Origin of the sequence: Tepidibacter sp. Z1-5, from assembly GCF_037844525.1 — a bacterium.
Taxonomy (GTDB): domain Bacteria; phylum Bacillota; class Clostridia; order Peptostreptococcales; family Peptostreptococcaceae; genus Tepidibacter_A.
Window position 1 is genome coordinate 1 of record NZ_JBBMMD010000014.1, and the last position, 26322, is coordinate 26322.

25 protein-coding genes are annotated in these 26322 nt (G+C 25.5%); 21 read left to right on the plus strand and 4 right to left on the minus strand.

Annotated features, from left to right (window positions below; translation table 11 throughout):
- Nucleotides 1-183: 183 nt before the first annotated feature.
- A complete protein-coding gene (gene larE, locus WJW32_RS03345; protein WP_340254970.1) occupies nucleotides 184-987 on the plus strand; it encodes an ATP-dependent sacrificial sulfur transferase LarE in 804 nt (267 codons plus the stop codon).
- Between the two features lie 82 nt (nucleotides 988-1069).
- Nucleotides 1070-2212 (plus strand): THUMP domain-containing class I SAM-dependent RNA methyltransferase, encoded by a 1143-nt coding sequence (locus WJW32_RS03350; RefSeq protein WP_340254973.1) that lies wholly within the window; start codon nucleotides 1070-1072, stop codon nucleotides 2210-2212.
- A gap of 50 nt (nucleotides 2213-2262) precedes the next feature.
- Here WJW32_RS03350 and WJW32_RS03355 read toward each other — a convergent pair whose 3' ends face one another.
- The gene (locus WJW32_RS03355) at nucleotides 2263-3459 is read right to left on the minus strand and encodes a dicarboxylate/amino acid:cation symporter (protein WP_340254976.1); all 1197 of its coding nucleotides are present in this window, start codon (nucleotides 3457-3459) and stop codon (nucleotides 2263-2265) included.
- 468 nt (nucleotides 3460-3927) lie between these two features.
- Between WJW32_RS03355 and potA the strand changes: the two genes are divergently transcribed.
- From potA to WJW32_RS03375, 4 genes are read left to right on the plus strand one after another with little or no spacing between them, the layout of a single operon-like run.
- Nucleotides 3928-4977, plus strand: a complete 1050-nt coding sequence (gene potA / locus WJW32_RS03360; RefSeq protein WP_340254979.1) for a spermidine/putrescine ABC transporter ATP-binding protein — start codon at nucleotides 3928-3930, stop codon at nucleotides 4975-4977.
- Nucleotides 4974-5810 carry an ABC transporter permease gene (locus WJW32_RS03365; RefSeq protein WP_340254982.1) on the plus strand — a complete coding sequence of 279 codons (837 nt, stop codon included), beginning with the start codon at nucleotides 4974-4976 and terminating at the stop codon, nucleotides 5808-5810. The genes potA and WJW32_RS03365 overlap by 4 nt, the downstream gene beginning before the upstream one ends.
- Nucleotides 5804-6574: an ABC transporter permease gene (locus WJW32_RS03370; RefSeq protein WP_340254985.1), complete on the plus strand. Its 771-nt coding sequence runs from the start codon at nucleotides 5804-5806 to the stop codon at nucleotides 6572-6574. Before WJW32_RS03365 ends, WJW32_RS03370 begins: the two co-directional genes overlap by 7 nt.
- A 15-nt stretch (nucleotides 6575-6589) precedes the next feature.
- Nucleotides 6590-7645, plus strand: a complete 1056-nt coding sequence (locus WJW32_RS03375; protein WP_445330199.1) for an ABC transporter substrate-binding protein — start codon at nucleotides 6590-6592, stop codon at nucleotides 7643-7645.
- A gap of 121 nt (nucleotides 7646-7766) precedes the next feature.
- On the opposite strand, the gene WJW32_RS03380 is transcribed toward WJW32_RS03375, so the two are convergent.
- Entirely contained in the window at nucleotides 7767-9323 is a 1557-nt protein-coding gene (locus WJW32_RS03380; protein ID WP_340254991.1) for an ABC-F family ATP-binding cassette domain-containing protein, read from the minus strand.
- 245 nt (nucleotides 9324-9568) lie between these two features.
- On the opposite strand from WJW32_RS03380, the gene WJW32_RS03385 reads away from it, so the two are divergent.
- From WJW32_RS03385 to WJW32_RS03410, 7 genes are all read left to right on the plus strand, one after another.
- Nucleotides 9569-11089, plus strand: coding sequence for a SulP family inorganic anion transporter (locus WJW32_RS03385; RefSeq protein ID WP_340254994.1), 1521 nt, complete (start codon nucleotides 9569-9571; stop codon nucleotides 11087-11089).
- A gap of 107 nt (nucleotides 11090-11196) precedes the next feature.
- Entirely contained in the window at nucleotides 11197-11616 is a 420-nt protein-coding gene (locus WJW32_RS03390) for a DUF3785 family protein (RefSeq protein WP_340254997.1), read from the plus strand.
- A 141-nt stretch (nucleotides 11617-11757) separates the two neighbouring features.
- Complete coding sequence (locus WJW32_RS03395; RefSeq protein ID WP_340255000.1) at nucleotides 11758-12354, plus strand: DUF1836 domain-containing protein; 597 nt, start codon at nucleotides 11758-11760, stop codon at nucleotides 12352-12354.
- Nucleotides 12355-12927: 573 nt separating this feature from the next.
- Nucleotides 12928-13704 carry a DUF2207 domain-containing protein gene (locus tag WJW32_RS03400; RefSeq protein WP_445330203.1) on the plus strand — a complete coding sequence of 259 codons (777 nt, stop codon included), beginning with the start codon at nucleotides 12928-12930 and terminating at the stop codon, nucleotides 13702-13704.
- Nucleotides 13668-14615 (plus strand): DUF2207 family protein, encoded by a 948-nt coding sequence (locus tag WJW32_RS14870; protein WP_445330200.1) that lies wholly within the window; start codon nucleotides 13668-13670, stop codon nucleotides 14613-14615. Before WJW32_RS03400 ends, WJW32_RS14870 begins: the two co-directional genes overlap by 37 nt.
- Nucleotides 14616-14709: 94 nt before the next feature.
- Entirely contained in the window at nucleotides 14710-16500 is a 1791-nt protein-coding gene (locus WJW32_RS03405) for a DNA helicase (protein WP_340255006.1), read from the plus strand.
- Between the two features lie 78 nt (nucleotides 16501-16578).
- Nucleotides 16579-16734, plus strand: coding sequence for a hypothetical protein (locus WJW32_RS03410; protein ID WP_340255009.1), 156 nt, complete (start codon nucleotides 16579-16581; stop codon nucleotides 16732-16734).
- A 19-nt stretch (nucleotides 16735-16753) separates the two neighbouring features.
- On the opposite strand, the gene WJW32_RS03415 is transcribed toward WJW32_RS03410, so the two are convergent.
- Nucleotides 16754-17566 carry an undecaprenyl-diphosphate phosphatase gene (locus tag WJW32_RS03415; RefSeq protein WP_340255011.1) on the minus strand — a complete coding sequence of 271 codons (813 nt, stop codon included), beginning with the start codon at nucleotides 17564-17566 and terminating at the stop codon, nucleotides 16754-16756.
- A 194-nt stretch (nucleotides 17567-17760) separates the two neighbouring features.
- Between WJW32_RS03415 and WJW32_RS03420 the strand changes: the two genes are divergently transcribed.
- The 4 genes from WJW32_RS03420 to purB all read left to right on the plus strand — a co-directional run bounded on the left by WJW32_RS03420 (nucleotide 17761) and on the right by purB (nucleotide 22614).
- Nucleotides 17761-18654 (plus strand): tyrosine-type recombinase/integrase, encoded by an 894-nt coding sequence (locus WJW32_RS03420; RefSeq protein ID WP_340255014.1) that lies wholly within the window; start codon nucleotides 17761-17763, stop codon nucleotides 18652-18654.
- Nucleotides 18655-18698: 44 nt separating this feature from the next.
- A complete protein-coding gene (locus tag WJW32_RS03425) occupies nucleotides 18699-19631 on the plus strand; it encodes a dipeptidase (protein WP_340255017.1) in 933 nt (310 codons plus the stop codon).
- 59 nt (nucleotides 19632-19690) lie between these two features.
- On the plus strand, nucleotides 19691-20881 hold the full coding sequence (locus WJW32_RS03430; RefSeq protein ID WP_340255020.1) for a pyridoxal phosphate-dependent aminotransferase: 1191 nt from the start codon (nucleotides 19691-19693) through the stop codon (nucleotides 20879-20881).
- Between the two features lie 296 nt (nucleotides 20882-21177).
- Nucleotides 21178-22614 carry an adenylosuccinate lyase gene (gene purB, locus WJW32_RS03435; protein WP_340255023.1) on the plus strand — a complete coding sequence of 479 codons (1437 nt, stop codon included), beginning with the start codon at nucleotides 21178-21180 and terminating at the stop codon, nucleotides 22612-22614.
- Between the two features lie 45 nt (nucleotides 22615-22659).
- Here purB and WJW32_RS03440 read toward each other — a convergent pair whose 3' ends face one another.
- Nucleotides 22660-24084 (minus strand): spore germination protein, encoded by a 1425-nt coding sequence (locus WJW32_RS03440; RefSeq protein WP_340255026.1) that lies wholly within the window; start codon nucleotides 24082-24084, stop codon nucleotides 22660-22662.
- Between the two features lie 311 nt (nucleotides 24085-24395).
- Here WJW32_RS03440 and WJW32_RS03445 point away from each other — a divergent pair, with 311 nt between their 5' ends.
- The 4 genes from WJW32_RS03445 (at nucleotide 24396) to WJW32_RS03460 (ending at nucleotide 26262) form a co-directional block, all read left to right on the plus strand.
- Nucleotides 24396-24695 carry a hypothetical protein gene (locus WJW32_RS03445; RefSeq protein ID WP_340255029.1) on the plus strand — a complete coding sequence of 100 codons (300 nt, stop codon included), beginning with the start codon at nucleotides 24396-24398 and terminating at the stop codon, nucleotides 24693-24695.
- Between the two features lie 80 nt (nucleotides 24696-24775).
- Nucleotides 24776-25420 (plus strand): MBL fold metallo-hydrolase, encoded by a 645-nt coding sequence (locus tag WJW32_RS03450; protein ID WP_340255032.1) that lies wholly within the window; start codon nucleotides 24776-24778, stop codon nucleotides 25418-25420.
- Between the two features lie 177 nt (nucleotides 25421-25597).
- The gene (locus WJW32_RS03455) at nucleotides 25598-25804 is read left to right on the plus strand and encodes a hypothetical protein (RefSeq protein ID WP_340255035.1); all 207 of its coding nucleotides are present in this window, start codon (nucleotides 25598-25600) and stop codon (nucleotides 25802-25804) included.
- Between the two features lie 41 nt (nucleotides 25805-25845).
- Nucleotides 25846-26262, plus strand: coding sequence for a hypothetical protein (locus tag WJW32_RS03460; protein ID WP_340255038.1), 417 nt, complete (start codon nucleotides 25846-25848; stop codon nucleotides 26260-26262).
- Nucleotides 26263-26322 lie beyond the last annotated feature (60 nt).

A 26322-nucleotide genomic window follows, 5' to 3' on the forward strand; every position in this document is an offset into this window, starting at 1 on the left:
ACATTTGGATAAAATATCCATAATTTTAAATTTGAGAGGATGATTTTTTGTTGAAATCAATTTACCATATTAAGTAAATTGATTTCAACTAGCACAATAGATTAATTTATATTTTAGTAAACAAATTAATATGATAAAATTTAAATTATAGAAAATACTATACTTAAACAAGGGGGAACAATTTTGACAGCGATTGAAAAATTAGAAATTTTAAAAAATAATTTAAGCAAATTAAAAAATTTAACCGTAGCTTTTTCAGGAGGAGTTGATAGTACATTTCTTTTAACAGTAGCAAAAGATGTTTTAAATGAAAATGTATTAGCTGTTACAGTTAATGCATTTGTTCATACTAACAAAGAAATTAAAGAATCGATAGAATATGCCAACAAAATAGATGTTAAACATACTGTGTTAAATATAAAAGATATAAATATTCAAGAATTTATAGATAACGTTCCACAAAGATGCTATTTCTGCAAAAAAGAAATATTTACACAAATAATAAAAATATCTAATAAAAATAAAATCATCAATATAGCTGATGGCAGTAATATTGATGATTTAAGCGATTTTAGACCTGGAATGAAAGCTTTAAAAGAACTAGGAATAATGAGTCCTTTGAAAGAAGCTGGTCTTACAAAACAAGAAATTAGAGATTTATCTAAGATGTTGGATATACCAACTTGGAATAAACCATCTTTTGCTTGTCTTGCATCTAGGATTCCTTATAATCATAAAATAACTCAACAAAAACTTCAGATGGTAGAAAAAAGTGAAGAATTTATCTCTCAGTTAGGATTCAAACAGTTTAGAGTTAGACATCATGGAGAAATAGCAAGAATAGAATTACCACAAAGTGATATTTTAAAATTTATAGAATCAGATTCATCTAATAAAGCTTGTAAGTATCTAAAATCTTTAGGATTTAATTATGTAACTATAGATCTTTTAGGGTATAGAACAGGAAGCATGAATGAAGTCTTATAAAATTAAATAGATATTCATATATAGTATATGATACAATTAGTTGGTAATTATATATAATAATATATACAGCAGGAGGAATATAATGAAAGATGTAACTTTGATAGCACCATGCTTTTTTGGAGTTGAAAAAATACTTAAAAGAGAAATTGAAAATTTAGGTTATGAAATACAAAAGGTAGAAGATGGAAGAGTAACTTTTAAAACAGATCATTATGGTATCTGTAAATCAAATTTATGGCTTAGAACGGCAGAAAGAGTATTGTTAAAGGTCGGAGAATTTGAAGCAAGAAGCTTTGAAGAATTATTCCAAAATACTAAAAAATTACCTTGGCATAAATACATAAAAAAAGATGCTGTTTTTCCAGTATCAAAAGCTTCTTCTATAAAATCTAAATTGTATAGTATTCCGGATATACAATCTATAGTGAAAAAAGCTATAGTTGAAAATTTAAAACAAGAATATAAAGTTAACTGGTTCGATGAAAATAGCGATGAAAAGTATCCTATATACGTATTTATACATAAGGATAAAGTTACTATATCTATAGATACATGTGGCCAAGCTCTTCATAAAAGAGGATATAGAGAGAACGCTAGTAAAGCACCTATTAGAGAAACTCTAGCTGCTGCTATTGTTTCGTTAACGCCTTGGAAACAAGATAGAATATTAGTAGATCCATTTTGTGGTTCAGGAACTATCTTAATCGAAGCAGCAATGATGGGACTTAATATGGCTCCAGGACTTAACAGAGAATTTTTATCAGAAAATTGGAGCATATTAGGTAAGAAACTATGGTGGAAAGCTAGGAAAGAAGCCTTTGATATGATGAAAACTGATGTGGATTTTAAAATATATGGATATGATATAGATGATGAGGTCCTTGCAATAGCTAAAGAAAATGCTAAGCTTGCAGATGTAGACAATTATATTGAATTTGAAAAACAAGATGCTAGAGATTTAAAAAGTGATTATGAATATGGATTTGTTATTTCTAACCCTCCATATGGTGAAAGGTTAGAAGATAAAGATAGTGTAAAACAATTATACAAAGAAATATCTCTTCCTTTTAAGAAGTTAGATACTTGGTCATTTTATATAATAACAGCTTATGATGAATTTGAAGATGCATTTGGAAGAAAAGCTGATAGGAAAAGAAAATTATATAATGGTATGCTAAGAAGTGATTTATATCAATACTATGGACCTAAACCTTTAAAAAAATAGACATAAAAAAAGTAGTTATTTAATTAAATAACTACTTTTTTTATGTCTATTTAAGCTGCTTTTGTTGCCTTTTTATCTTTACCAAGCTTATATCCTGATATTTTGTTAACCATAATAGCTATGGCTCCATCACCAGTTACGTTACAAGCTGTTCCGAAACTATCTTGTGCAAGATATAATGCAATCATTAAAGATAATAAAGTTTGATCAAATCCAAGCATTGTTTCTAATAGTCCAAGTGCAGCCATAACAGCTCCTCCAGGAACTCCAGGTGCTGCAACCATAGTAACACCTAACATTAATATAAATCCAAATATAGAATTAAAAGTAACTGCCATTCCATTTAACATCATAACTGCCATAGCACAACTTACAAGAGTTATTGTACTTCCTGATAAGTGTATAGTAGCACAAAGAGGAACAACGAATTCAGCAACACCGTCATTAACTCCGTTTTTCTTAGTTTGCTCAAGTGTAACAGGTATAGCAGCAGCTGAAGATTGAGTTCCTATAGCTGCAAAGTATGCCGGAATCATATTTTTAATTAAAACTAATGGATTTGCTCCAGCTAATGTACCAGCTATAAAATATTGTATTGCTATAACTAAAAAATGTAAAATTAATATAACAGCAAATACTTTTGCGAATACAGACATTATAGTAGCAACTTGACCTGCATATGTCATGTTAGCGAATATACCCGCTATATGAAAAGGTAATAAAGGAATAATTATATTAGATATTAAGCTTTCAACAATTCCTTGGAATTCCTTCATAAACTTCTTTATAGTATCGCCTTCACTTGCAGCAATACCTAAACCTAAAGTAAATGCAATTAAAAGTGCTGTCATAACGCCCATAATAGGTGGCATATCTACTTTAAAAAATCCTTCTAATAAAGAATGTTCTGGATTTTGAGCATCAATTAAATTCATGCTACCAGGAGTTAGTATGTATTTAAAAACAACACTGTTAGTAAAAAATGCTAAAGAACCAGCTGCTACTGTTGATAAATAAGCAATTCCTGCTGTAATACCAAGTATTTTTCCTGCTCCTTTACCTAAATCACCAATACCTGGAGCTACGAAACCTATTATTATAAGTGGAATCGCAAATCCTAAAAAATTACCAAAAATACCATTAAATGTAGCTAAGAGTTTAACTAAAAGCTCATTATGGATAGATCCTACACCGATACCTAATATGATAGCGATAATAAGTTTAGGTAATAAACCTAATTTTTTCATAAAAATTTCCTCCTCTTTTTTAAAATAAAGTTTATAAATAGAATCATTCCTATTTCGACACAATTATAACATGAAAACACTTTCCTATACAACAAAAAAATAAAATTATGATTTTTTTTTAAAAAAAATAAACAAAAACAATATAACTATGTTGAATTTTCAGAGTTTACAGAAAATGATCAGAAGTTAAAATTTCATTATTGTGATATTTTTTTGAAAACATTTAATTTTCTATATTCTTGAATGTAAAACATTTAATTACTATTTATAATTAAGAAGTCAACTGTAATCATACATATATGTATAATATTTAAAAAGTATTGCTAATTTAGGTTGACAAAACTTAACAAAAGTTTTAAAATTATAACTTGAGTTTAGTTTTAGGAAACAAAAAGTTTACTATAAATAAATATAAAACTGTATATAAATCAAATTATATTTACTTTAAAAGCAAGGAGGGGTTTATAGTTGAAAGAAAATATAGTAGAACTTAAAAATATAAATAAAAGATATGAAGATAAAGAGGTTCTTCATGATATAAATTTAAGCATAAAACCTAAAGAATTTGTAACTTTATTAGGACCTAGCGGTTGCGGTAAAACGACAACATTGAGAATAATAGGAGGTTTTGAAAGCGAAACCCGTGGAGAAGTTTATTTTGAAGGAGAAAAAATAAACAATATTCCTCCTTACAAAAGACAAATAAATACAGTTTTTCAAAAATATGCTTTATTTCCACATATGAATATTTATGAGAATATAGCTTTTGGATTGAAAATAAAAAAAATGAGTAAAGACGAAATTGATAAAAAAGTGAAACGTATGCTCAAGCTTGTAAATTTAGAGGGATTTCAAAATAGAAGTATTGATTCACTAAGCGGAGGTCAACAACAAAGAATAGCAATAGCTAGAGCTTTAGTATGTGAACCGAAAGTACTTCTTTTAGATGAACCTCTTGGGGCATTGGATTTAAAACTAAGAAAAGAAATGCAATTAGAACTTAAAAATATGCAAAAACAATTAGGAATAACTTTTATATATGTAACACATGATCAAGAAGAGGCTCTTACTATGTCTGATAGAATTGTTGTAATGAGTGAGGGTGAAATTCAACAAATAGGATTACCTGAAGATATATACAATGAACCTAAAAATAGATTTGTAGCAGATTTTATTGGAGAAAGTAATATTATAGAAGCTATTATGATTGACGATTATAAGGTTCGAATAGAGGATAATGTATTTAAATGTTTAGATAAAGGTTTTGATAAAAACGAAGAGGTAGATGTAGTAGTAAGGCCGGAAGATATACAAATAACAAATATAGATAGTGGAATGATCAAAGGAAAAGTAAAAACTGTTGTATTTAAAGGTGTACATTATGAGATAATAGTAGAAGATGAAAAAAATATAGATTGGATGGTTCACACTATACATATGTCAAAACTTGGAGATGATGTGGGACTTGTTATAGCACCAGATTCTATCCATGTAATGAAAAGGAGAGGGGAGATATGAAAAAAAAATGGCTTTCTATCCCTTATGGAATTTGGGCAATAATATTTACAATTGTTCCATTATTGTTAATTGCAGTATATAGTTTTTGTTCAAGATCTGGTTATGGTCAAATAGTTTATACATTTACATTAGCAAACTATATAAAATTTTTGGAACCTATATATATAAATGTACTTATAAACTCTTTAATACTTGCACTAAAAAGTACTTTTATATGCTTTATATTAGGATATCCTATGGCTTATATATTATCTAGGTCAGATATAAAAAAAAGAAACTTTATGATGTTATTATTTGTATTACCACTTTGGACAAATACTTTATTGAGGACTTATGCTTGGATGGGAATATTAAGAGAACAAGGTATTATAAATCAAGTTTTAATATTTCTAAAAATAATAGATACGCCTTTAAAATTACTTTATACTGATAAAGCGGTTTTATTAGGTATGGTATATAATTTTTTACCATTTATGGTGCTTCCTATATATTCAGTTTTGTCTAAAATAGACTATAGTCTTATAGAAGCATCCTCGGATTTAGGTGCAACATCTTTTTATACATTTAGAAAAGTAATTTTCCCACTTAGCTTACCTGGTGTTGTATCAGGAATAACTATGGTGTTTATGCCTTGTGTGAGTACCTTTGTAATATCGGACTTATTAGGAGGCGGGCAATCTATACTTCTTGGAAACCTTATTCAAAACCAATTTTTAGTAGCAAGAAATTGGCAATTTGGTTCTGCTATTTCTATGATTATGATGTTTATAATAATTATAAGCATGAAACTTTTAGGAAATAAAGATAGGGAAGAAGGAGGTAAATTATGGTAAAGAATATTATGAAAAAGTCTTATTCATTTTTGATATACTTATTTTTGTACCTACCTATATTACTTCTTATTCTGTATTCATTTAATGATTCAAAATATAGAGGAAATTGGAATGGTTTTACTTTAAGATGGTATAAAGAGTTGTTTAATGACACATCGATAATGACATCTCTATACTATACATTTATAATTGCTGCAGTAGCTTCTATTATAGCTACTATAATAGGAACGATTACTGCGCTTGCAATAAATAAAATGAAACCTAAGTCAAAAAGTGCTTTTTTAAATATAACTTATATACCTGTTGTTAATCCTGATATAGTTATAGGAGTTTCTTTACTTGCTTTATTTACATGGTTAAAAATGACTTTAGGATTAACTACTATTTTAATAGCTCATATAACATTTACAATACCTTATGTAGTTTTATCTGTATTACCTAAGTTAAAACAATTAAATCCTCATCTTGAGGAAGCGGCTCTTGATTTGGGAGCTTCGCCATTATATGCTTTTTTTAAAGTTGTACTTCCTGAAATAATGCCTGGAATTGTAACTGGTGCTTTATTTGCATTTACATTATCACTAGATGATTTTATAGTCAGCTTTTTTACAACAGGTTCAGGAATCAGTACATTGTCTATAAAAATATATTCTATGACCAAAAGAGGTGTTAGCCCAAAAATTAATGCATTATTTACATTGATGTTTTTAGGTGTATTAATATTATTATTAATAATAGAAAAAAGAACAAAAAAATCTAAATAAAAAGGAGTGGTTTTATTGAAAAAAATATTTAGCTTTTTGCTATGCCTTACTTTCATTTTTTCGCTTGCTGGATGTTCAGAAAAAAATGAATTAACAAAAGATGGCTATTACAAAAAATTAAATGTATACAACTGGGGAGACTATATAGATCCTCAAGTATTAAAAGATTTTGAAAAAGAATATGGAATCAAAGTCAATTATGAAGAATATGGAAATAACGAAGAGATGCTTGCTAAAATACAAGCAGGTGGTACAGGATATGATGTTATATTTCCATCTGAATATATGATAGAAGCTATGATAAATCAAAACCTATTACAAGAATTAGATATGAACAACTTAAATAACTTCAAAAATATAGGTGAAGAATTCAAAAATTTAGAATATGATAAAGAAAATAAATATTCTGTTCCGTATTTTTGGGGAACTATGGGTGTAGTTTATAATACTAAAAAAGTTGATACTAAAATAGATAGCTGGAATGCATTATGGGATCCTAAATATAAAGGAGATATATTAATGCTCAACAGTTCAAGAGATACTATCGGTATTACTCTTAAAAAATTAGGATATTCATTGAACACTAGAAACTTAGACGAACTAGAAGATGCTAAAAAAGCTTTAATAGATCAAAAGAGTTTAGTCAAAGCCTATGAAGTTGATACATATAAAGATATGATGATTGCAGGAGAAGGTGCTATGGCTCTTACTTGGTCTGGAGATGCAATGATGTTAATAGAAGAAAATCCAGACTTAGCATACGCTATTCCAAAAGAAGGAACTAATCTATGGTTTGATGGTATGGCTATACCAGTTACTAGTAAACATAAAAAAGAAGCTGAGTTATTTATAAATTATATGATGAGACCAGATGTTTCTGCTAAGTGTGCAGAATATATTGGATATTCAACACCTAATAAAGAAGCTATAAAGCTTTTGCCTGAAGAAGTTAGAGAAAATGAATTAGCATATCCTAAAGGTGACATACTTAAAAATGGAGAAGTATTTACTGATTTAGGAGAATTTACAACAGAATACGATAGAGTTTGGACAGAAATAAAATCTTATTAAAAAAGAAGAGCATATGCTCTTCTTTTTTAATAAGATTTTATTTCTTTTGAAATTTATAACACTATGTTTACGTTCATAATTAGATGATAACTATATAAAATATAGGAGGTTTTATTATATATTATACTATTTTAGTAGTCCAATCTTCACAATTCCATACATCAGTTACAACATCTTTATAAAAATCAGGTTCGTGACATATAAGAAGAATACTTCCTTTATATTCTTTTAAAGCTCTCTTAAGTTCTTCTTTAGCTTCAACATCAAGATGGTTTGTAGGCTCATCTAATAATAATATATTAGTATTATTATTTATAAGTTTACAAAGTCTTACTTTCGCTTGTTCTCCACCACTTAAAACTTTAACTTTACTTTCTATATGTTTTGTAGTAAGTCCGCATTTGGCAAGTGCTGCACGAACTTCATATTGAGTAAATGCAGGAAACTCTTGCCAAACCTCTTCTATACAGGTATTGTTATTACCATCCTTAATTTCTTGTTCAAAATAACCTATGATTTGCTCATATCCAAGTTCTACTTTACCAGATAGAGGTTTTATAAGTCCTAATATGCTTTTTAATAAAGTTGTTTTACCTATTCCATTAGCACCTACCAAAGCTATTTTTTCGCCTCTCTCCATTTTTATATTTAGAGGTCTTGTCAATGGCTCATCATAACCTATTACCAAATCTGTAGTCTCAAATATCAATCTGCCAGAGGTTTTGGCTTGTTTAAAATTAAATTCTGGTTTTACACGTTCTTGTGGTAATTCAATTCTATCCATTTTATCTAATTTCTTTTGTCTAGACATAGCCATATTTCTCGTTGAAATTCTAGCTTTATTTCTAGCTACAAAATCTTCAAGTTCAGCTATTTCTTGTTGTTGTCTTTTATATTCGGCTTCAAGCTGACGTTTTTTAACTTCATATATTTGCATAAAGTTATCGTAATCTCCTACATAACGATTGAGTTCTTGATTTTCCATATGATATATAAGATTTATAACACTATTTAAGAAAGGTATATCATGAGATATAAGTATGAAAGCATTTTCATAGTTTTGTAAATATCTTTTCAACCATTCTATATGTTGTTCATCTAGATGATTAGTAGGCTCATCTAATAATAAAATATCTGGTTTTTCTAATAATAGCTTTGCAAGTAATATTTTTGCTCTTTGACCTCCGCTTAAATCATTTACGTCTTTATCAAGTCCTATTTCTGTAAGTCCTAAACCTTTTGCAACTTCTTCGATTTTTGCATCTATAACATAAAAATCGTTATTAGTTAATATATCTTGAATAGTACCTACGTTTTCAAGCATATATTCTAGTTCTTCTGGTGTTGCCTCAGCCATTTTTTCATATGTTGCATTAATTTCTGATTCTAGGTCAAAAAGATACTTAAACGCATCCTTTAAAATCTCTCTTATAGTTCTTCCTTTTTCTAGATAAGTATGTTGATCTAAGTAACCAACTCTTACGCGTTTTGCCCATTCTATTTTTCCTTCATCTGGCTCTATTTTGCTTGTTATTATATTCATGAAACTAGATTTTCCTTCTCCATTTGCACCTATAAGTGCTATATGTTCTCCGGGTAAAAGTCTAAATGATACATTGTTGAATATAGCTCTATCTCCAAAACCATGGCTTAAATTTCTTACTGTTAATATACTCATTATAAAATCTCCTTTAGTAAAGTTTTAAAAATAACATAATTAAAATTATATAATAGAGTTTGTTTTTTGGGAATACAAAATTCATATATTTATAAATTTTGCAGGGGAGTATAAATTACATGTTTAAGAAGAAAAAACAAAACTGAATATTTTGAAAAAACAGTTTTAAAGATTTGTTATAGATTTTATTTTAATTTCATGTTATTATTACTTCTTGTGACAAAAAAATAGAAGGAAGGTGTGAAATGGAAAATAATAAAACAATCAATGTAAAAGACGAAGTACTATCAGGACTTACAGTGGCATTAGCACTTGTACCAGAAGCGGTAGCATTTGCATTTGTTGCTGGAGTCCAGCCATTAACTGGATTATACGCAGCATTTATAGTAGGTTTTATAACTTCTATTTTTGGAGGAAGACCAGGAATGATTTCGGGAGCTACAGGTGCATTAGCTGTAGTTATGGTTGATCTAGTTAGTGAGCATGGAGTAGAATATTTATTTATAACAGTAGTTTTAATGGGAATAATACAAATACTAGTAGGATTATTTAAATTGGGTAAATTCGTGAGATTTATACCTTACACAGTAATGATAGGTTTTGTAAACGGATTAGCTATGGTTATAGGTATAGCTCAGTTTAATCAATTTAAATTTATCGATGAAAGTGGAAATATGCATTGGATGCAAGGCAAAGAATTGTTATTGATGATAGGATTAGTTATTTTAACTATGGCAATAATCTATATTATTCCTAAAATTACAAAAACAATCCCAGCTCCATTGGCCGGAATAGGATTAATTTCATTAATAGTAAATATATTTGAAATAAATGTTAAAACAGTTGGAGACATAGCTCATGTAGGCGGAAGTTTACCTCAGTTCCATATTCCTAATGTACCTTTTAATATGAACACTATACAAATAATATTGCCATATGCACTCATACTAGCATCTGTAGGACTAATAGAGTCACTTATGACATTAACTCTTATTGATGAAATTACTCAAACCAGAGGTAGAGGTAATAAAGAATGCATCGGACAAGGTATAGCAAACATAGTAACTGGATTTTTTGGAGGAATGGGTGGCTGTGCCATGATTGGACAAAGTATGATAAATATAAAGTCAGGTGGTAGAAATAGATTATCTGGAATATCAGCGTCTTTATTCTTATTAGGATTTATACTATTTGGATCTAGTCTAATTGAAAGGATTCCAATGGCTGCATTAACAGGAGTAATGTTTATGGTGGTTATAGCTACATTTGAATGGTCTAGCTTTGAAATAATGAGAAATATTCCAAAATCAGATGCTTTTGTTATAGCACTAGTATCTGTAGTGACTGTATTTACAGACTTAGCTATTGCTGTTGCAATAGGAGTCATAGTATCATCTCTTGTTTTTGCATGGGAAAAAGGAAAAAGAATAGATGTAGATTCATATGTAGATACATGTGGATCTAAAATATATAAAATAAGAGGAGCTGTATTTTTTGCTTCAGCTAGAAATTTTTCAGATTCATTTGATATAAAAAATGATCCAGAAGATGTTATTATAGATTTTGCAAATGCAAGAGTATTCGATCACTCGGGAATAGAGAGTATTAATTCATTGACAGAAAAATACAAATCAGAAGGAAAAACACTACATTTGAAACATTTAAGTGTAGAATGTTATCAATTTATTAAAGATGCAGAAAAAATACTAGAGGTTAATATAATAGAAGATCCCAAGTATCATATTGCTATAGATAACTTAGCGTAAAGTTATAATATATATTATTATTGATAAATAATGTATTATTATATATTGAGAATTAATTATTTATATGAGATACTTAACATATATTATTAATTCAAAGGAGTTAAATCATGGAAAAATATACATTTGTATTTGATGAAAATTCATACAATATAGATATAGGTAATTGTATGAATGATGAAAACAATAAAATTAATTTACTAGATGGATTCAAACATGAAGAAATAATCAGTTTATTGAAACAGCAAAAGAATATAGATTTTGATTTAAGCTATTACGATCAAGCTTGCCAAAATTGTTTAAATGGAGTAGAAGAAAAAGCTAAATACTTCAAATTTCTTGAATATTATTTTTATGCATTTACTAAAAATGGTAAATATGTAATGAGTAATATATCTGAAGAATATAACAATACATCATTTAAAAAGATGTTAAAAAAAGGTATTGTAGATAGTAGTTATATAATTAGCATTATAGTATGTATTAAATGCGGGAAATATAGTATTGAAGTAGAAGAATGCGAATCGTAGTAATAAAAAAATCTAATCAAGATTAATAATTTAAAATTATTAATCTAAGATTAGATTTTTTTTAATAAATTTTTTTGAAATTCATATACATATGTTGATATATAGTTTTGAATACTATATTATATAAGAGAGGTGATTGTAATGATAGATGAAAATGAATTAATTAAACTTATAAAAGAATTGTGCTTGAGTGATAAGGTTGAACTACAAGATATACCAGACTTGAATTTATATATGGATCAAGTAACAAATTTTATAGATGAAAGACTTTCTAATTTAAAAAGAAATGGTAATGATAAGATATTAACTAAAACAATGATTAATAATTACACAAAACAAGGATTATTAATGCCATCTAATAATAAAAAATATAGTCAACAACATATAATATTAATGATTTTAGTATATTATTTAAAACAAATATTGTCTCTAGATGATATTAAACTATTGTTTGAACCTATACTTAAAGATATGTCAAATATAGAAGATGATGTACTGTCTTTAGATGATATATATTCGATTTTCTTAGAATTAAAAGATAATGAAACCGAAGATTTCGAGAATTTTATATCTTCAAATATAAGATCTATTAAAGAAAAAACTAATGAAATAGAAAAAGAAAATCAAGATTTAGCCCAGTTGTTTTTAATTGTAATAATGTTAATTGCTCAAGCGAATGCTCAAAAAAGACTTGCTGAAAAAATAATAGATGTTTATTTTAAAAACAAGGATATATAAAATAAAGTGTGTATACTTGCAAAAACAGTAAGGATACAAGAGATAAAATTATTACTCAAAAAGAAGATGCACACTTTTTATATTGAATAAAAATTAGATACTTAATAAAAATGTTAACAGTAGTATTTGATATTGATAAATAAAATTTTATTTTGTATGTTTTAAATTTCCTTTTTTAGCAAACACTCTAAATATATATTTCAACGAATTTATTTAAGGAGTGTATATGTATAATGAAAAATAAGTATATAAAAAAAGATTTTTGTTGTTCAATAATATATCGAGTAAATTGGATTATATACATTTTTATGATGAAGAGAAATTTAATCAAATAAAAATTTTATTAGATTCATATATACAGGAATATGAAGAACTTGATTGTTGTTTAATAAAAAAATTTGATTTAATTAAAAATGAAATTAAAGAATCGATGCAAAAACATAGATAAATAATTATTGGTATATACGTAAAAAAGACTTAAAATCTAAAAAGATTTTAAGTCTTTTTAATTTTATTAATTATAGTTTATAATGTATATTAGAGGTGATTAAAATAAGAAAAAGAATAGATTTAATGACATTGATAGTATTTATTTTTTTAATAAGGCCTGTATTTTCACAAGAAGATTATTCTATTGAAAATTTTAAAATGTACATAAATATAGATGATAAAGGCGATGCTCATATCATAGAAAATATAACATACAAATTTTATTCTCAATCTTATGGAATAACAAAAAGTTTATATCTAGATAATAATTCTAAATTAGATAATTTGAAAGCATATGAAATATATCCTAATAAAAAACAACTAGAATTAGATTTATTTGATTATGATTCTAATTTAGATTTTAGAATTTATGATAAATCAAACATCGAAACTAAAATATATAAAATAGAATATGATTTAGAAGATTGTATAATCAAGCATAATGGTGTTGATGAGTTTAAATTTAAAATTTTTGATCTTGATAATAGTAAATCTATAAAAAAATTAAATATATCTATATATTTTTCAAAAAACAAAATATATGAAAAAATTAAAGCTTTCCAACATGGATATTTATATAAAAATATAAAAGTAGAAAAAAATAAAATAAGTTATAATATAGAAAATTTTCCACAAGATGTAGAATTAGAATTAGAATTACTATTATCACAGAATATAGCTAAATATGACAGTAATACTAATAACAACTATTCAATCTATGAAAAATTAGTAAATAAAGAAATTGATATTGAAAAAAAGTATAAAAATAAAATAAATAAAATAAAAAAAATTAATATGATATCTATATCTTTATTGATTTTAGAATGTTTTTATCTAATAATCTCCTTTTTAAATANTTAGAATGTTTTTATCTAATAATCTCCTTTTTAAATAAATTGATTTTTCAAAAAGGAAATTTACCTAGAAACTATAATTCAAAATTACCAAATGATTATACTCCTGCAATTATGATTACTATATTGAAATATAAAAAAATTACAATTAGAGATTTTTTTATTACTATATTAGATCTAATTAAAAAAGGATACATTTCAGAAATAAATGATAATTATAGTTATAAATGGAAATTAGTATCAACAAATAAAGAACTCGAAAATTTAAAAGAACACGAAAAATATTTATTAAATTGGCTTTTTTCTTTTATTGGAAATAATACAGTCATTTGTTTAGAAGACATAAAAAAATATAATCAAGATGAAAAAAAGTTTTTAGAATTTAAAAGGTTTTATAATACTTGGAAAAGAAAAGTATATAAAGAGTGTGAAAAATATGGATATTTAAAAACAAATAAAAAGATGAAATTTTTATTATATTTATATTCATACTTAAAAATTTCATTAGGTATTTTATTAATATATAAATATTTATCATATTTATATATGGTATCTATAGCCCTTATTATATCTGGTTTTATAAATAATATATATCTTATTAGATCCAAATTAACAAGATTAGGATATAAGGAGCGCAAAAAATGGATTAATTTCAAAAAATTCATAATTAATTTCAAAAACCCAAAAGTCTTAAATTCAGATAACATTAAAGTTTGGGAAACATATATAATTTATAGTATATCGATGGGTATACAAAAAGAGATATTATACAAACTCAGAAATAATAAAGACATAAAAAATAATGTATGTTTTAATAAGTATATGGATAAAAAATTTATACAGTCAATAAATACAGTGTTTAGAGCTAATGAATTAGACTCATTTTTTATATTTAAAAAAAATAAAAGTAATAGATAACATATCTTAATCTAAGAATATTATATCATTTAATTATTACTAGAAAATTAATAATTAAATGATATAATAATATTAAAAGAAAAGGGGGATACAATTGAAAATATATTCAAAGAATATTCATTCTAATTTAGATTCTCTTAGAATAAAAGACAGTGAGATGCATTTTTATGAAAATTGTATAGACTCTTTAACTGGTATAGGAATAACAAAAGTAGTTCCTGTAAACGGCATTAATATCGATTTTATGTATATTAAAAATAATAATATTCTATTTATTAAGTTCATGGATACTACTGAAGAAATATATTCTATACTAGAAGATGAGTTGTTAGAAGTAATGGAAGAGGAATACAGTGCATTGAGAAAAGACCTAAAACGTTATAATTTAGATATTACATATAATTTAATATATATTATGCCTTATATTGAAATAGATAATAAAGAAAATAATTTTATAAACAACCATATCATTGACAATAGTAAATATAATGAATTAATTAATGATACAAGCCTATTAGATAAATATTTAATGGGTGAAAACGATGATGTTATTTTAAACTTATTTAGATTCTATATATCACCTGAATACCATGTCATAAAGAAATATGATAGAGAAAATTCAAAAAATGATTTTTTCAAAAAAATATCATTTTCTAAAGACGAATATAAATACAGTTCATTATTTTTAAGTCCTTCTCAAATCGAAAAAATTAATTCTATAAAATACGGCAATACTTTATTTATAGGCCCTAACGGAAGTTCTAAAACAACTATATTAATATCTAGAGCTATAAAACTTGCTAAATTATACCCAAAAGAAAGATTTTTATTTATAACATATAATAAACAATTGATGAATGACATTAAAAATCAAATTAATTTACTATATAAATCACCTGAGAACTTAGATATATATAATTATCATGGATTTATATTTAAACTTGCTAAAGATTTAAATTTAGTAATAGATTATAATAAACTCAAACTAGATTTTACTAAATATTTCAGAAATGTGTTTTTGCAAGTTCAAAATACATTAAAAGAAAAGAAAATATACAAAGGAATTTTCATAGATGGTTCTGAAAATTTCAATGAGGAAGAAATAAAATTTATTCAAGGTATATTATTTAAGTCTAAAAATATTTTCAATATATCAGTTGATAAATCTGGAGATATACAAAATAATATTAAATCATTTAAAGGCTTTTGGGAGAATATCACTTTCGATGATGTTATAACTTTTAAATATAATTATAAACAAACACAAAAAATATCTTCATTTGTAAATAATTTTAGAAATAATATAAATAAATATATAAAAAATTTCGACAATAGTCTGCCTAATGATTATTATTTAAATACAAAATCTTTAAGATACGAAGGAGAAGATGTAGAAATTATATTTGTTGAAGATATAGAAGAAAAAATCAAATCTATAATATGGGAAATAGAATACTTAATAAAACAAAAAGGATTTGATTATTCAGATATAGTGATTGTATATCCGTACAATAAAAGAAAATTAAAAAATGGAAATATGATATATTTTCAATATATTTTAAGAAAAGCTTTGGAAGAAAGTAATATACCTTATGTATATTCAAATGATGAATTAACAAATTTAAGCAACAAAAATGGAGTAACAATATCTAATATATATTCTATAAACAACCTAGAATATAAATCACTTATATTATGTCAAATCGAAATGTTATATGGTCATTATTTGAATGATTCTAGTTCGAATAATGAAATTAACAATTTTATAAAAAACTTAAATATGATATGTACTGCATTAACATGTGCTCTAAATAAGGTTATAATAGTGACAACATTTAAAAAAGAGAATAGTGATATAATAAAAATGATTGCAGATTCTTTATAATTAATAGACTAAAAGTATCAAAATAGTATATAATACCTATATATAGGACAAACTACCTATTTTGAAAGGGGATATATTATGAAAATTTATATGCAATCATATAAAGAAAAATTAGATTTTATTGAAAAATCTATATCTTCAACTGAAAATGAAATGCAAAAAAAAATATTAGAAAAGCTTTTAATTGGATATCAATCTACTTATAAATATATGTTAAATAAAATAAGAATGTAGGAATTCCTACATTCTTATTTTATTTAACATAGTAATAAAAAAATATTAGTATAGCAAGAACCATTCTATAGTATCCAAATATTTTAAAATCCTTTCTTTTTATATAATTCATAAGAAAAGATATAACACATGTAGCTACTATAAATGATCCTATAACACCTACTAATAATATCACCCACTGTTGAGATGTTATGGTAACGCCACCTTTAATCATCTTAAGTACAGAATAAGCTGTTGCACCTGCCATTGTAGGTATTGCTAAGAAAAAAGAAAATTCTGCAGCAATTTGTCTTGAAGTTCCTAAAATCATAGCTCCTATAATTGTAGCAGCTGATCTTGAAGTTCCCGGAATCATTGCCAAGCATTGAATCATTCCTATTGAAAAAGCCGTTTTATAAGTTAGTTTATCAAAATTATTTATTTTAACTTTTTTAGGGTTCTTTTCTAAAACTAGTATTAAAATACCTCCAATAAAAAGCATTATAGCCACTACTATAGAATTATTTAAATAATTTTCTATTATATCTGCAAATAAAAATCCTAATATAGCAGCCGGAATAAATCCAACTATTACTTTTGACCATAAATTAATAGTTTGTTGTTTTTGTATTTGTGTTTTGGATTTATCAAAAGGGTTGAGTTTTTTAAAATACAAGATTACAACAGATAAAATAGCACCAAACTGAATAATAACATTAAAGTAAAACCCAAAATTCCCTTCGAAATTTATCCATTGATTAACAAGAATTAAATGACCTGTGCTGCTAATAGGCAAGAATTCTGTAATTCCTTCGACAATTGAAAGAATTATAGATTTTAAAATATCACTCATAATAAAACCTCCTTCAAATTATGTAATTTAATACATTCTATAAAATTAACATATAAAGTATATCAGTAAAATTGGATTTTTTCAAAGCATTTTAAATATTAAATTAGAATTATTCTAATTTAATATTTTCTATATTTGAATATTTGAAGTATAATTAATATATTCTAATATAATTTTAAAGGGAGGTAGTATTTATGGAGGGTTTATCAGAATACGAGTATACACTATTCAAGGAATTTTCTAGAAAACTTAAACCTCTAAGTAGATCTGATTATTTAAATAAGTTAATTCTATTTAAATCAACTTTAAATGATAAGGATTTATTAAATATAAACATTAATGAGAGTAAGCAATTCATAGAATATGTAAATAAAATATATGCTAAATCAACTTGCGAAAAAATATATAGTTATTTACATAGTTTCTATAATTTTTTAGTAAAAGAAAATTATATACAAAATAATCCTTTTGCTAATATAAATAAACCTTATGTATCTAGAATTAAAAATAAAAACGATGTATTAAGTCTCGATGAATTAAATAAATTAATATCTATATTTCCTAATTTAAATAAAAGAGATAGAGCTATAATTTCTTTTTTAATTAGCACAGGGTGTTTATTAAATGAGTTAATAAGTTTAAAATGGAAAGACTTAATAATTGACAATAAAAATAATTATTCATGTAAAATAGGATCTCAAAAAAAAGAACGTATAGTAGAACTGCCTTCATATTCATGGGATTTGATTATGGCCTATAAAGAATCTAAACACATTAATAATATTGATGATTTAGTTTTTACAAGTAGAAATAGTAATACTATTACTGATAGAAATATAAGACTTATAGTCAAAAATGCTTTATCACTGGCTGACCTTAATAATTATTCAGCAAAAGATTTTAGACACTCTTTTGCCACGTTTTCTCTGAAATCTGGAATAAAAGATGAAACTTTAAAACAAAAACTAGGATGGAGTGATAAAAACTATGCGACGAGATATAAATATGTGATTAATTTTGTAGATAGTGATGATATTGATTATATTATAGATGATGATCAATCAAATATCTATAAGTCAAACAAATGATAAACCTTATAGTTTTTAATAATTGATAGAAAGAGGTGAACTAAATGAAATATAAAATAATAGATAGTCATTGTGACAGTATAACAAGAATAGAAGACAATAACTTATCTTTTCATGATAATAATATTACTCATATAAATTTGAGTAAATTGTTAAAATCTAATGTTAAAATTCAATTTATGGCTGTATATATAGATTATACTATTCCTTTTCCTAAATGTTATTTCAAAGCTTTAAAATATATAAATAAATTACATGAATATGAAAAAAGTAGTAATTATATAAGAATAATAAAAAGCAAAAACGATTTAGATTATGTTATGAATAATGACAATATAGTAGGAATTATCATTTCAATAGAAGGAGCTCATATAATAGACGACAATATAGAAATAATTAAATCATTAAACATCCTAGGAATAAAATCACTAACATTAACATGGAATTATAAAAATAAAGTGGCTTGTGGTGCTATGGAAAACATAGATTCCGGATTAACTAATTTCGGTAAAAATGTTATAACTAATATGAATAAACTGAATATGATAATAGATGTTTCTCACTCTTCTTACAAAACATTCTATGACGTTATACAATTAACTAATCAACCTATAATAGCTTCTCATTCTTTAAGTAATTATATAAATAAACATAAAAGAAATTTAACAGATGCACAAATAAAAGAGATTTCTAAGCTTAAGGGAATAATAGGCATTAATTTTTATGAAGAATTTGTTGGAAAAGATAAAGATATAAACTCATTAGTAGATCATATAGATAGAATCGTAGATATAGGTGGAAGTGAATGTATAGGATTTGGATCAGATTTTGATGGATGCAAAGTGATAAATTCTTTGAATGATTGTACATCTTTATACTTGATAATAGATGAACTATTAAAAAGGAATTATAATAATTATTTCATAGAAAAAATATGTTATAAGAATTATTTAAATTTATTATCTAAATTTTACTAACTTTTGATATAATAAAACTAAATTTAAATACAGTTATATATTAGATAGGAGAGATATGTATGGAACTTTCAATTAAACATAGTAATATTTCATCATCATTAACTTTGGCTATAAGTGCTAAAGCTAAAAAAATGCAAGAAGATGGTATTAAGGTGATAAGTTTTAGTGTAGGAGAACCTGACTTTAACACTCCTGAAAACATAAGAAATAAAGCTATTGATGTAATTAAAAATAATAATATAGGATACACAGCAGCTTCTGGTATGCCAACTCTTAAAGATGCTATATGCAAGAAGTTAAAAGTAGATAATGAACTTAGCTACAATCCTAAAGAGATAATTGTATCTAATGGTGCAAAACATTCTTTATATAATATATTCCAAGCTATTTGTAATCCTGAAGATGAGGTTATTATATCTAGTCCGTACTGGGTAAGTTATCCTGAATTAGTTAAAATGGCGGGAGCAAAACCTATATTAATTGAATGTGAAGAAGACAACGATTTTAAATACAATATTAATGATTTAAAGAAAAATATAACTAATAAAACTAAAGCTATAATATTAAATAGTCCATCTAACCCTACAGGATCTGTATATACACTAGATGAATTAAAAGAAATCGCAAAGTTGGCTGTAGAAAATAATATAATAGTAATTTCTGATGAAATTTATGAAAAACTTATATATGATAATCAAAAACATATAAGTATAGCTTCCTTAAATGAAAATATAAAAGAATTAACTATAGTTGTAAATGGATTATCAAAATGTTGTGCTATGACAGGATGGAGAATAGGGTATACAGCTTCTAATGAAAAAATAGCTACTATAATGTCTAATATTCAAAGTCATGCTACATCAAACCCTAATACTATAGCTCAATATGCTGCAATTGAAGCTTTAGAAGGAGATCAATCTACAGTTGATTATATGAGAAATGAATTTGATGAAAGAAGAAAAAAAATGGTTGAACTTATAAATGATATACCAAATATTTCATGTAATATGCCTAAAGGTGCATTTTATGTAATGGTTAATATATCAAAGGTTATAGGTAAAAAACTAGGAAATTATAATATACAAAATTCTATGGATTTTGCAAATTATCTATTAGAAAATTCGCACGTAGCCGTTGTTCCTGGAATTGCTTTTGGAAATGACAATTATATTAGATTATCATATGCAACCTCTCAAGAAAATATAAGAGAAGGATTAAATAGAATAAAAAAAGCTTTATCTAATATATAAAAAAATTGCATTATAAAAATTTTTTTATTCTAAAGAATTTCAAAGTAGACTTTTTGGGAATTTCATAACGTAAATTATACTTATTCATAATTAAAAAAATTATAATTTCCTACTCGTTATAAAAAATTAATAATATTTTTTAGCAATTAGAAGTAAACTAAGCTTAATACTATTTAAATAGTGTTGAGCTTAGTTTGTTTTGCCTTACATTTTAAATGAAACATTTGTTAAAGTTCGCATTTTATTGTATAATACTATTATGATATGAAAAAAATAAATATTTCAAGGAGGATATCATGCCTAAACACGATTGTTATCAAAATCCTTTAATTCAAAGATATGCAAGCAAAGAAATGAGTTATATATTTTCTCCAGAAAAAAAGTTTAAAACTTGGAGAGAATTATGGGTTGCCCTTGCTGAATGTGAGATGCAATTAGGTATCAATATAACTAATAAGCAAATAGAAGAACTTAAAGCAAATATAGATAATATAAATTTTGAGGATGCAAAAAAATTTGAAAAAGAAACAAGACATGACGTTATGTCTCATGTTAAAGCTTATGGTCTTTTATGTCCAAATGCTAAAGGTATTATACATTTAGGCGCTACAAGTGCATATGTAGGAGATAATACAGATATTATCATCATGAAAGATGCAATGGAAATATTATTAATTAAGCTTGTAAATTTAATTAATAATTTAAAAAAGTTCGCTTCTACATATAAAAATATACCTACTCTTGGATTTACACACTTTCAAGCTGCTCAACTAACTACTGTTGGAAAAAGAGCTTGTCTTTGGATACAAGATTTATTAATAGATTTTGAAGATTTAAATAACAGATTTGAAAACTTGAAACTAAGAGGAGTAAAAGGTACTACAGGAACTCAGGCAAGTTTTTTAAGTTTATTTGAAGGAGACCATGACAAAGTAAAAAAATTAGATGAACTAGTTACCTCTAGTATGGGATTTAAAAAATCATATGCAGTAACTGGACAAACCTACACTAGAAAGTTAGATCATCAGATTTTATCAACTCTATCATCTATAGCTCAGAGTATGCATAAAATGACTAATGATATAAGACTACTTCAAAGTTTAAAAGAAATCGAGGAACCTTTTGCTAAAAATCAAATAGGATCTTCTGCCATGGCATATAAAAGAAATCCTATGAGAAGTGAAAGAATATCTTCATTATGTAAATATGTAATATCAGAAGCATTAAATCCTGCATTGGTTCATTCTACTCAATGGCTAGAAAGAACCTTAGATGACTCTGCAAACAGACGATTAAGTATTGCACAATCATTCCTTGCTATAGATTCAATACTAGAAATTGGTATTAATGTTACGGATGGATTAGTTGTATATGAAAATATGATTAAAAAACATATAAATGAAGAACTTCCTTTTATGGCTACAGAAACTATATTAATGGAAGCAGTTAAAAGAGGCGGCGATAGACAACATCTTCATGAAAAGATAAGAATTTATTCAATGGAAGCTGCTAAAAATGTAAAAGAATTAGGAAAACAAAATGACTTGATAGAGAAAATAATAGATGATCCTGAATTTAAAATGACTAAAGATGAAATTCTATCTATAATGGATCCTATAAACTTTATAGGCAGAGCTTCTGAACAAGTAGTTGAGTTTATAGAAATTGAAGTTGACCCTATAATTGATATATTTAAAGATAAACTTGGATTAAGTATAGACTTAGAAGTATAAAGTAAACTTCATATATATTGTTATTATAAAAAGCAGTAAAAAAGATTAATCTTTTTTACTGCTTTTTATTTCTACTATAGGCTTTCTAAATAATATATTTAAAAGAGCATCTTTTTTAAATGGAATTAAAGGCCATAGATATGACTGATTTGCAAAACTCTTAGTTGTACAAATTATAGTACATACTATAGCTAAAGACATAAAAAATCCTATATTTTTAAATATGCCAGTCATAATAAGTATAAATAGCCTAAATATTCTTATTGCCATAGCAAACTCTATACTAGGTGTAGCGAATGTTCCAATAGCAGCGATAGCCATATAAAGTATACTCTCCGGAGTAAACCAACCGACCTTTACTGCAAACTCACTTAGAATTAATCCTCCTATGATCCCCATAGATGTAGATAATGAATTAGGTGTGTGTATTGATGCAAGCCTTAGCGTATCAAGCCCTATTTCTAACAAAATAAATTGTAAAAATAAAGGAATATGACCAACTTTAGATGGACCTATAAATTTCAATGTATCTGGCAATAACTCTGGATTGTAAACTAAGTATAACCACAAGGGACTTATTATCATAGAAGAAATCATAGATATAAATCTAACCCATCTTAAATACGTACCTACCATTGGGTTTTGATAATAGTCTTCTGCATGTTGAGTAAAATGAAAAATTGTTACAGGTAGCAACATAACACTTGGAGAATTGTCAACTATTATAGCTATATGTCCTTCTAACAAATGAGCAGCAACAACATCGGGTCTTTCTGTAAAACGTACCTGAGGTAGTGGATTAAACCATTTTTTCTTAATAAGTAGCTCCTCAAGCGTTTTTTCACCCATAATCAAAGAATTAGTTTTAATTCCATCTAATTCCTTTTTTAATTGTTCTAAAAAATCGTGGTCAACAACGCTATCTATATAAGATATAGCAACATCAGTTTTAGATTGAGAACCTATAGTTGTAAGTTCGAATATTAAACCTGGATCTCTAAGTCTTCTTCTAATTAAAGCTGTATTAAATATTATAGTTTCAACTAATCCATCTCTAGAACCTCTTGTAACCTTCTCTAAATCAGGCTCTTGAGGTCCTCTAACAGGATATTCCCTCACATCTAAAAGTATACCTTCTGATTGTCCATCTATAAATAAAGCTGTATTTCCCGAAAGTACTGCCGGTTTCATATCCTCAAAATCAGAAAAAGTAGAAACTTCTATGTAAGGAATATAGTTTTTTAAAAGAGTTTTTATTACATCTATATTAATTTGATTTATATCTATAGATTGAAGCTTAGTCATAATAAATAGCATTATTTGATCCTTAGTAAATCCATCAATGAATACAAAATTAGCTCTTGTATTTCCTATTGTCCACTCTCTGTTGACAATATCAAAGCTCTTATCGATAGGAATAGTTTTTTTTAATATTTTAATATTATCATTTAAACTAGAAGATACTTTCATTTTAAACCTCCATATACTTGCTATTTAATTTATCCGAAAGCTAAAAATTCTCTTAAGGCTAGAACTGATAATTTAACAGCTTCTGGATTGTTAGATCAAAAATTCCATATGAATTAAGTTTCGCTTTATATAGTTATTATCTTCTAATATAGTTTTAATATTCTCCTTATATGATATGGAAGTAAATATATTTTAGAGTAGTTTATATATACTTAGATTAATATTACTCTTTTCTTCAAATTTAACCAATATTAATCACTTATAATCATATTTATAAATATAATATATAAAAAAGTAAAGGAGAAATTAATATGCTTAGTTCTATATATGTATGGATAATATTTATTCTTTCAATCAGTGCTGGATATATATATTATATTTATAAAACATTTGGTGAAAAAATAGCTTTAAAGCAAGCAAAGGAAATAGCATATAGGCTTATGCTTTATGCTGAGAAAAACTTTGAAACTGATGATGAAAAATTTCAGTGGGTAGCTCAAAAATTTTATGAAACAATACCTTCATCTATTAAAAATTTAATCACACAAGATATGATAGAAGATTTCTTACAAAAGACATATGATGAAATGAAAAAAGTTTTAAATAATTAAAAATAAATATACAAATTCTTGGGATTAAGTCTCCTTTATTATATAATATATTTAATCTAATATAATAAAGGAGACTCAATATGATATTAAAAAGATTTGTTGTAGGCAAAATCAGTACTAATGCATATATAATTCACGATAAACATACTCTTGATGCTGCGGTTATAGACCCTGGTGATAATTCTAAATTATTAATAGACTATATAAATAAAAATAATTTGAATTTAAATCATATAATACTTACTCATCACCATTATGATCACATAGGAGCTGTAAAAGACTTAAAAAAACAATATAATAGCGATGTGTTAATTCATAAAAAAGACTTAAAAGGTCTTAAAAATCCAAGTATAAACTTATCTAAACAATCAAATAGAAATTCAATATCAATTGATGCAAATAAAATACTTTCAAATGGCTCAGTTATAAAAATAGGTAATATATCTTTAGAAGTAATTCATACTCCTGGGCATACAAAAGGTGGTATTTGCCTAAAAGCTAAACATCAAGATATAATATTCACAGGAGACACTTTATTTAATGATGGAATAGGTAGATTAGATTTACCAGGAGGCAGTGAAGAAGATATGGTGAACACTATTAAAAATATAATCTCAAAATGGGATAATAATATTCATATTTATCCAGGCCATGGAAATGGAGATACTATGAAAAATATACGACTTAGAAATGAAGACTATAGATACATAATTAATCTATATTAATATATCTTTTCTTAAATTTCTATATTTTTTAAAAGTCTAAAAATGATTGTGATTTTCTATTAACTAAAAAAATCTTTATTTTAAAGATTTTTTTAGTTTTGTTCATAATTCTTAATAATAATTAATATTTTGATAATAATTATATATAAATCATATTAATTATATTAGAGGTGAGTTATGGATAATAAGTTAGAGCATATAAAATATTATTTGAACAAAGGATACAAAATTGAAAAATTAAAAAGAAAAAACAGACATATAGGTAAAATAATTCTTTCTTCTCAAGGTAAACAAAGGAAGATTATAGCTTTATTTGGTGCAGAACTTGATAAAACAGCTCAATTTTATTTTGAATTACTTGATAAAGGGTATGATTTATTGTAATATATTAACATAATATATAATTCAAAACAGGGGGAAGTCTATTGAATAAAGTATTTACACTAATATTAGTAATAGGAATATCAATAGGACTATTGTTGGGGTCTTCTATAAATATATTAGCAAATAAGAATTACAGCCAATCTAGAGACAGAAAAGAAAACGAATTTTCTCAACCAATAAATAATAAATCACAAAATCAAGATGACAATAATCAAATTTCAAACAAACAAACTTTAAAAGAAAATAATAAAGAAGGGTACGTAAATATAATTATACAAAATGGATTTACTTCCAATAAGGTGGCTGATATTCTATATGAAAATAAATTAATTGTTAATAAAGAGGATTTTTTAACATTACTTAGATGTTTAGATTTAAGTTCAAAACTTAGAGTTGGGGAAAAAAACATAAAAAAAGGTAGCAGTATGATGGAAATTATAAATCTAATAACTAATTAAACTACCTATAAAATAGGTGGCTTTTTTATTTTAGTATCATAATAGTGAAAGAATGTTATA

Excerpts from the sequence above, each read along its gene's own strand:
- WJW32_RS03350 (WP_340254973.1), top strand. The coding sequence starts at position 1,070 with ATGAAAGATGTAACTTTGATAGCACCATGCTTTTTTGGAGTTGAAAAA.
- WJW32_RS03355 (WP_340254976.1), bottom strand. The coding sequence starts at position 3,459 with ATGAAAAAATTAGGTTTATTACCTAAACTTATTATCGCTATCATATTA.
- WJW32_RS03365 (WP_340254982.1), top strand. The coding sequence starts at position 4,974 with ATGAAAAAAAAATGGCTTTCTATCCCTTATGGAATTTGGGCAATAATA.
- WJW32_RS03370 (WP_340254985.1), top strand. The coding sequence starts at position 5,804 with ATGGTAAAGAATATTATGAAAAAGTCTTATTCATTTTTGATATACTTA.
- WJW32_RS03380 (WP_340254991.1), bottom strand. The coding sequence starts at position 9,323 with ATGAGTATATTAACAGTAAGAAATTTAAGCCATGGTTTTGGAGATAGA.
- WJW32_RS03385 (WP_340254994.1), top strand. The coding sequence starts at position 9,569 with ATGGAAAATAATAAAACAATCAATGTAAAAGACGAAGTACTATCAGGA.
- WJW32_RS03390 (WP_340254997.1), top strand. The coding sequence starts at position 11,197 with ATGGAAAAATATACATTTGTATTTGATGAAAATTCATACAATATAGAT.
- WJW32_RS03395 (WP_340255000.1), top strand. The coding sequence starts at position 11,758 with ATGATAGATGAAAATGAATTAATTAAACTTATAAAAGAATTGTGCTTG.
- WJW32_RS03410 (WP_340255009.1), top strand. The coding sequence starts at position 16,579 with ATGAAAATTTATATGCAATCATATAAAGAAAAATTAGATTTTATTGAA.
- WJW32_RS03415 (WP_340255011.1), bottom strand. The coding sequence starts at position 17,566 with ATGAGTGATATTTTAAAATCTATAATTCTTTCAATTGTCGAAGGAATT.
- WJW32_RS03420 (WP_340255014.1), top strand. The coding sequence starts at position 17,761 with ATGGAGGGTTTATCAGAATACGAGTATACACTATTCAAGGAATTTTCT.
- WJW32_RS03425 (WP_340255017.1), top strand. The coding sequence starts at position 18,699 with ATGAAATATAAAATAATAGATAGTCATTGTGACAGTATAACAAGAATA.
- WJW32_RS03430 (WP_340255020.1), top strand. The coding sequence starts at position 19,691 with ATGGAACTTTCAATTAAACATAGTAATATTTCATCATCATTAACTTTG.
- purB (WP_340255023.1), top strand. The coding sequence starts at position 21,178 with ATGCCTAAACACGATTGTTATCAAAATCCTTTAATTCAAAGATATGCA.
- WJW32_RS03440 (WP_340255026.1), bottom strand. The coding sequence starts at position 24,084 with ATGAAAGTATCTTCTAGTTTAAATGATAATATTAAAATATTAAAAAAA.
- WJW32_RS03445 (WP_340255029.1), top strand. The coding sequence starts at position 24,396 with ATGCTTAGTTCTATATATGTATGGATAATATTTATTCTTTCAATCAGT.
- WJW32_RS03450 (WP_340255032.1), top strand. The coding sequence starts at position 24,776 with ATGATATTAAAAAGATTTGTTGTAGGCAAAATCAGTACTAATGCATAT.
- WJW32_RS03455 (WP_340255035.1), top strand. The coding sequence starts at position 25,598 with ATGGATAATAAGTTAGAGCATATAAAATATTATTTGAACAAAGGATAC.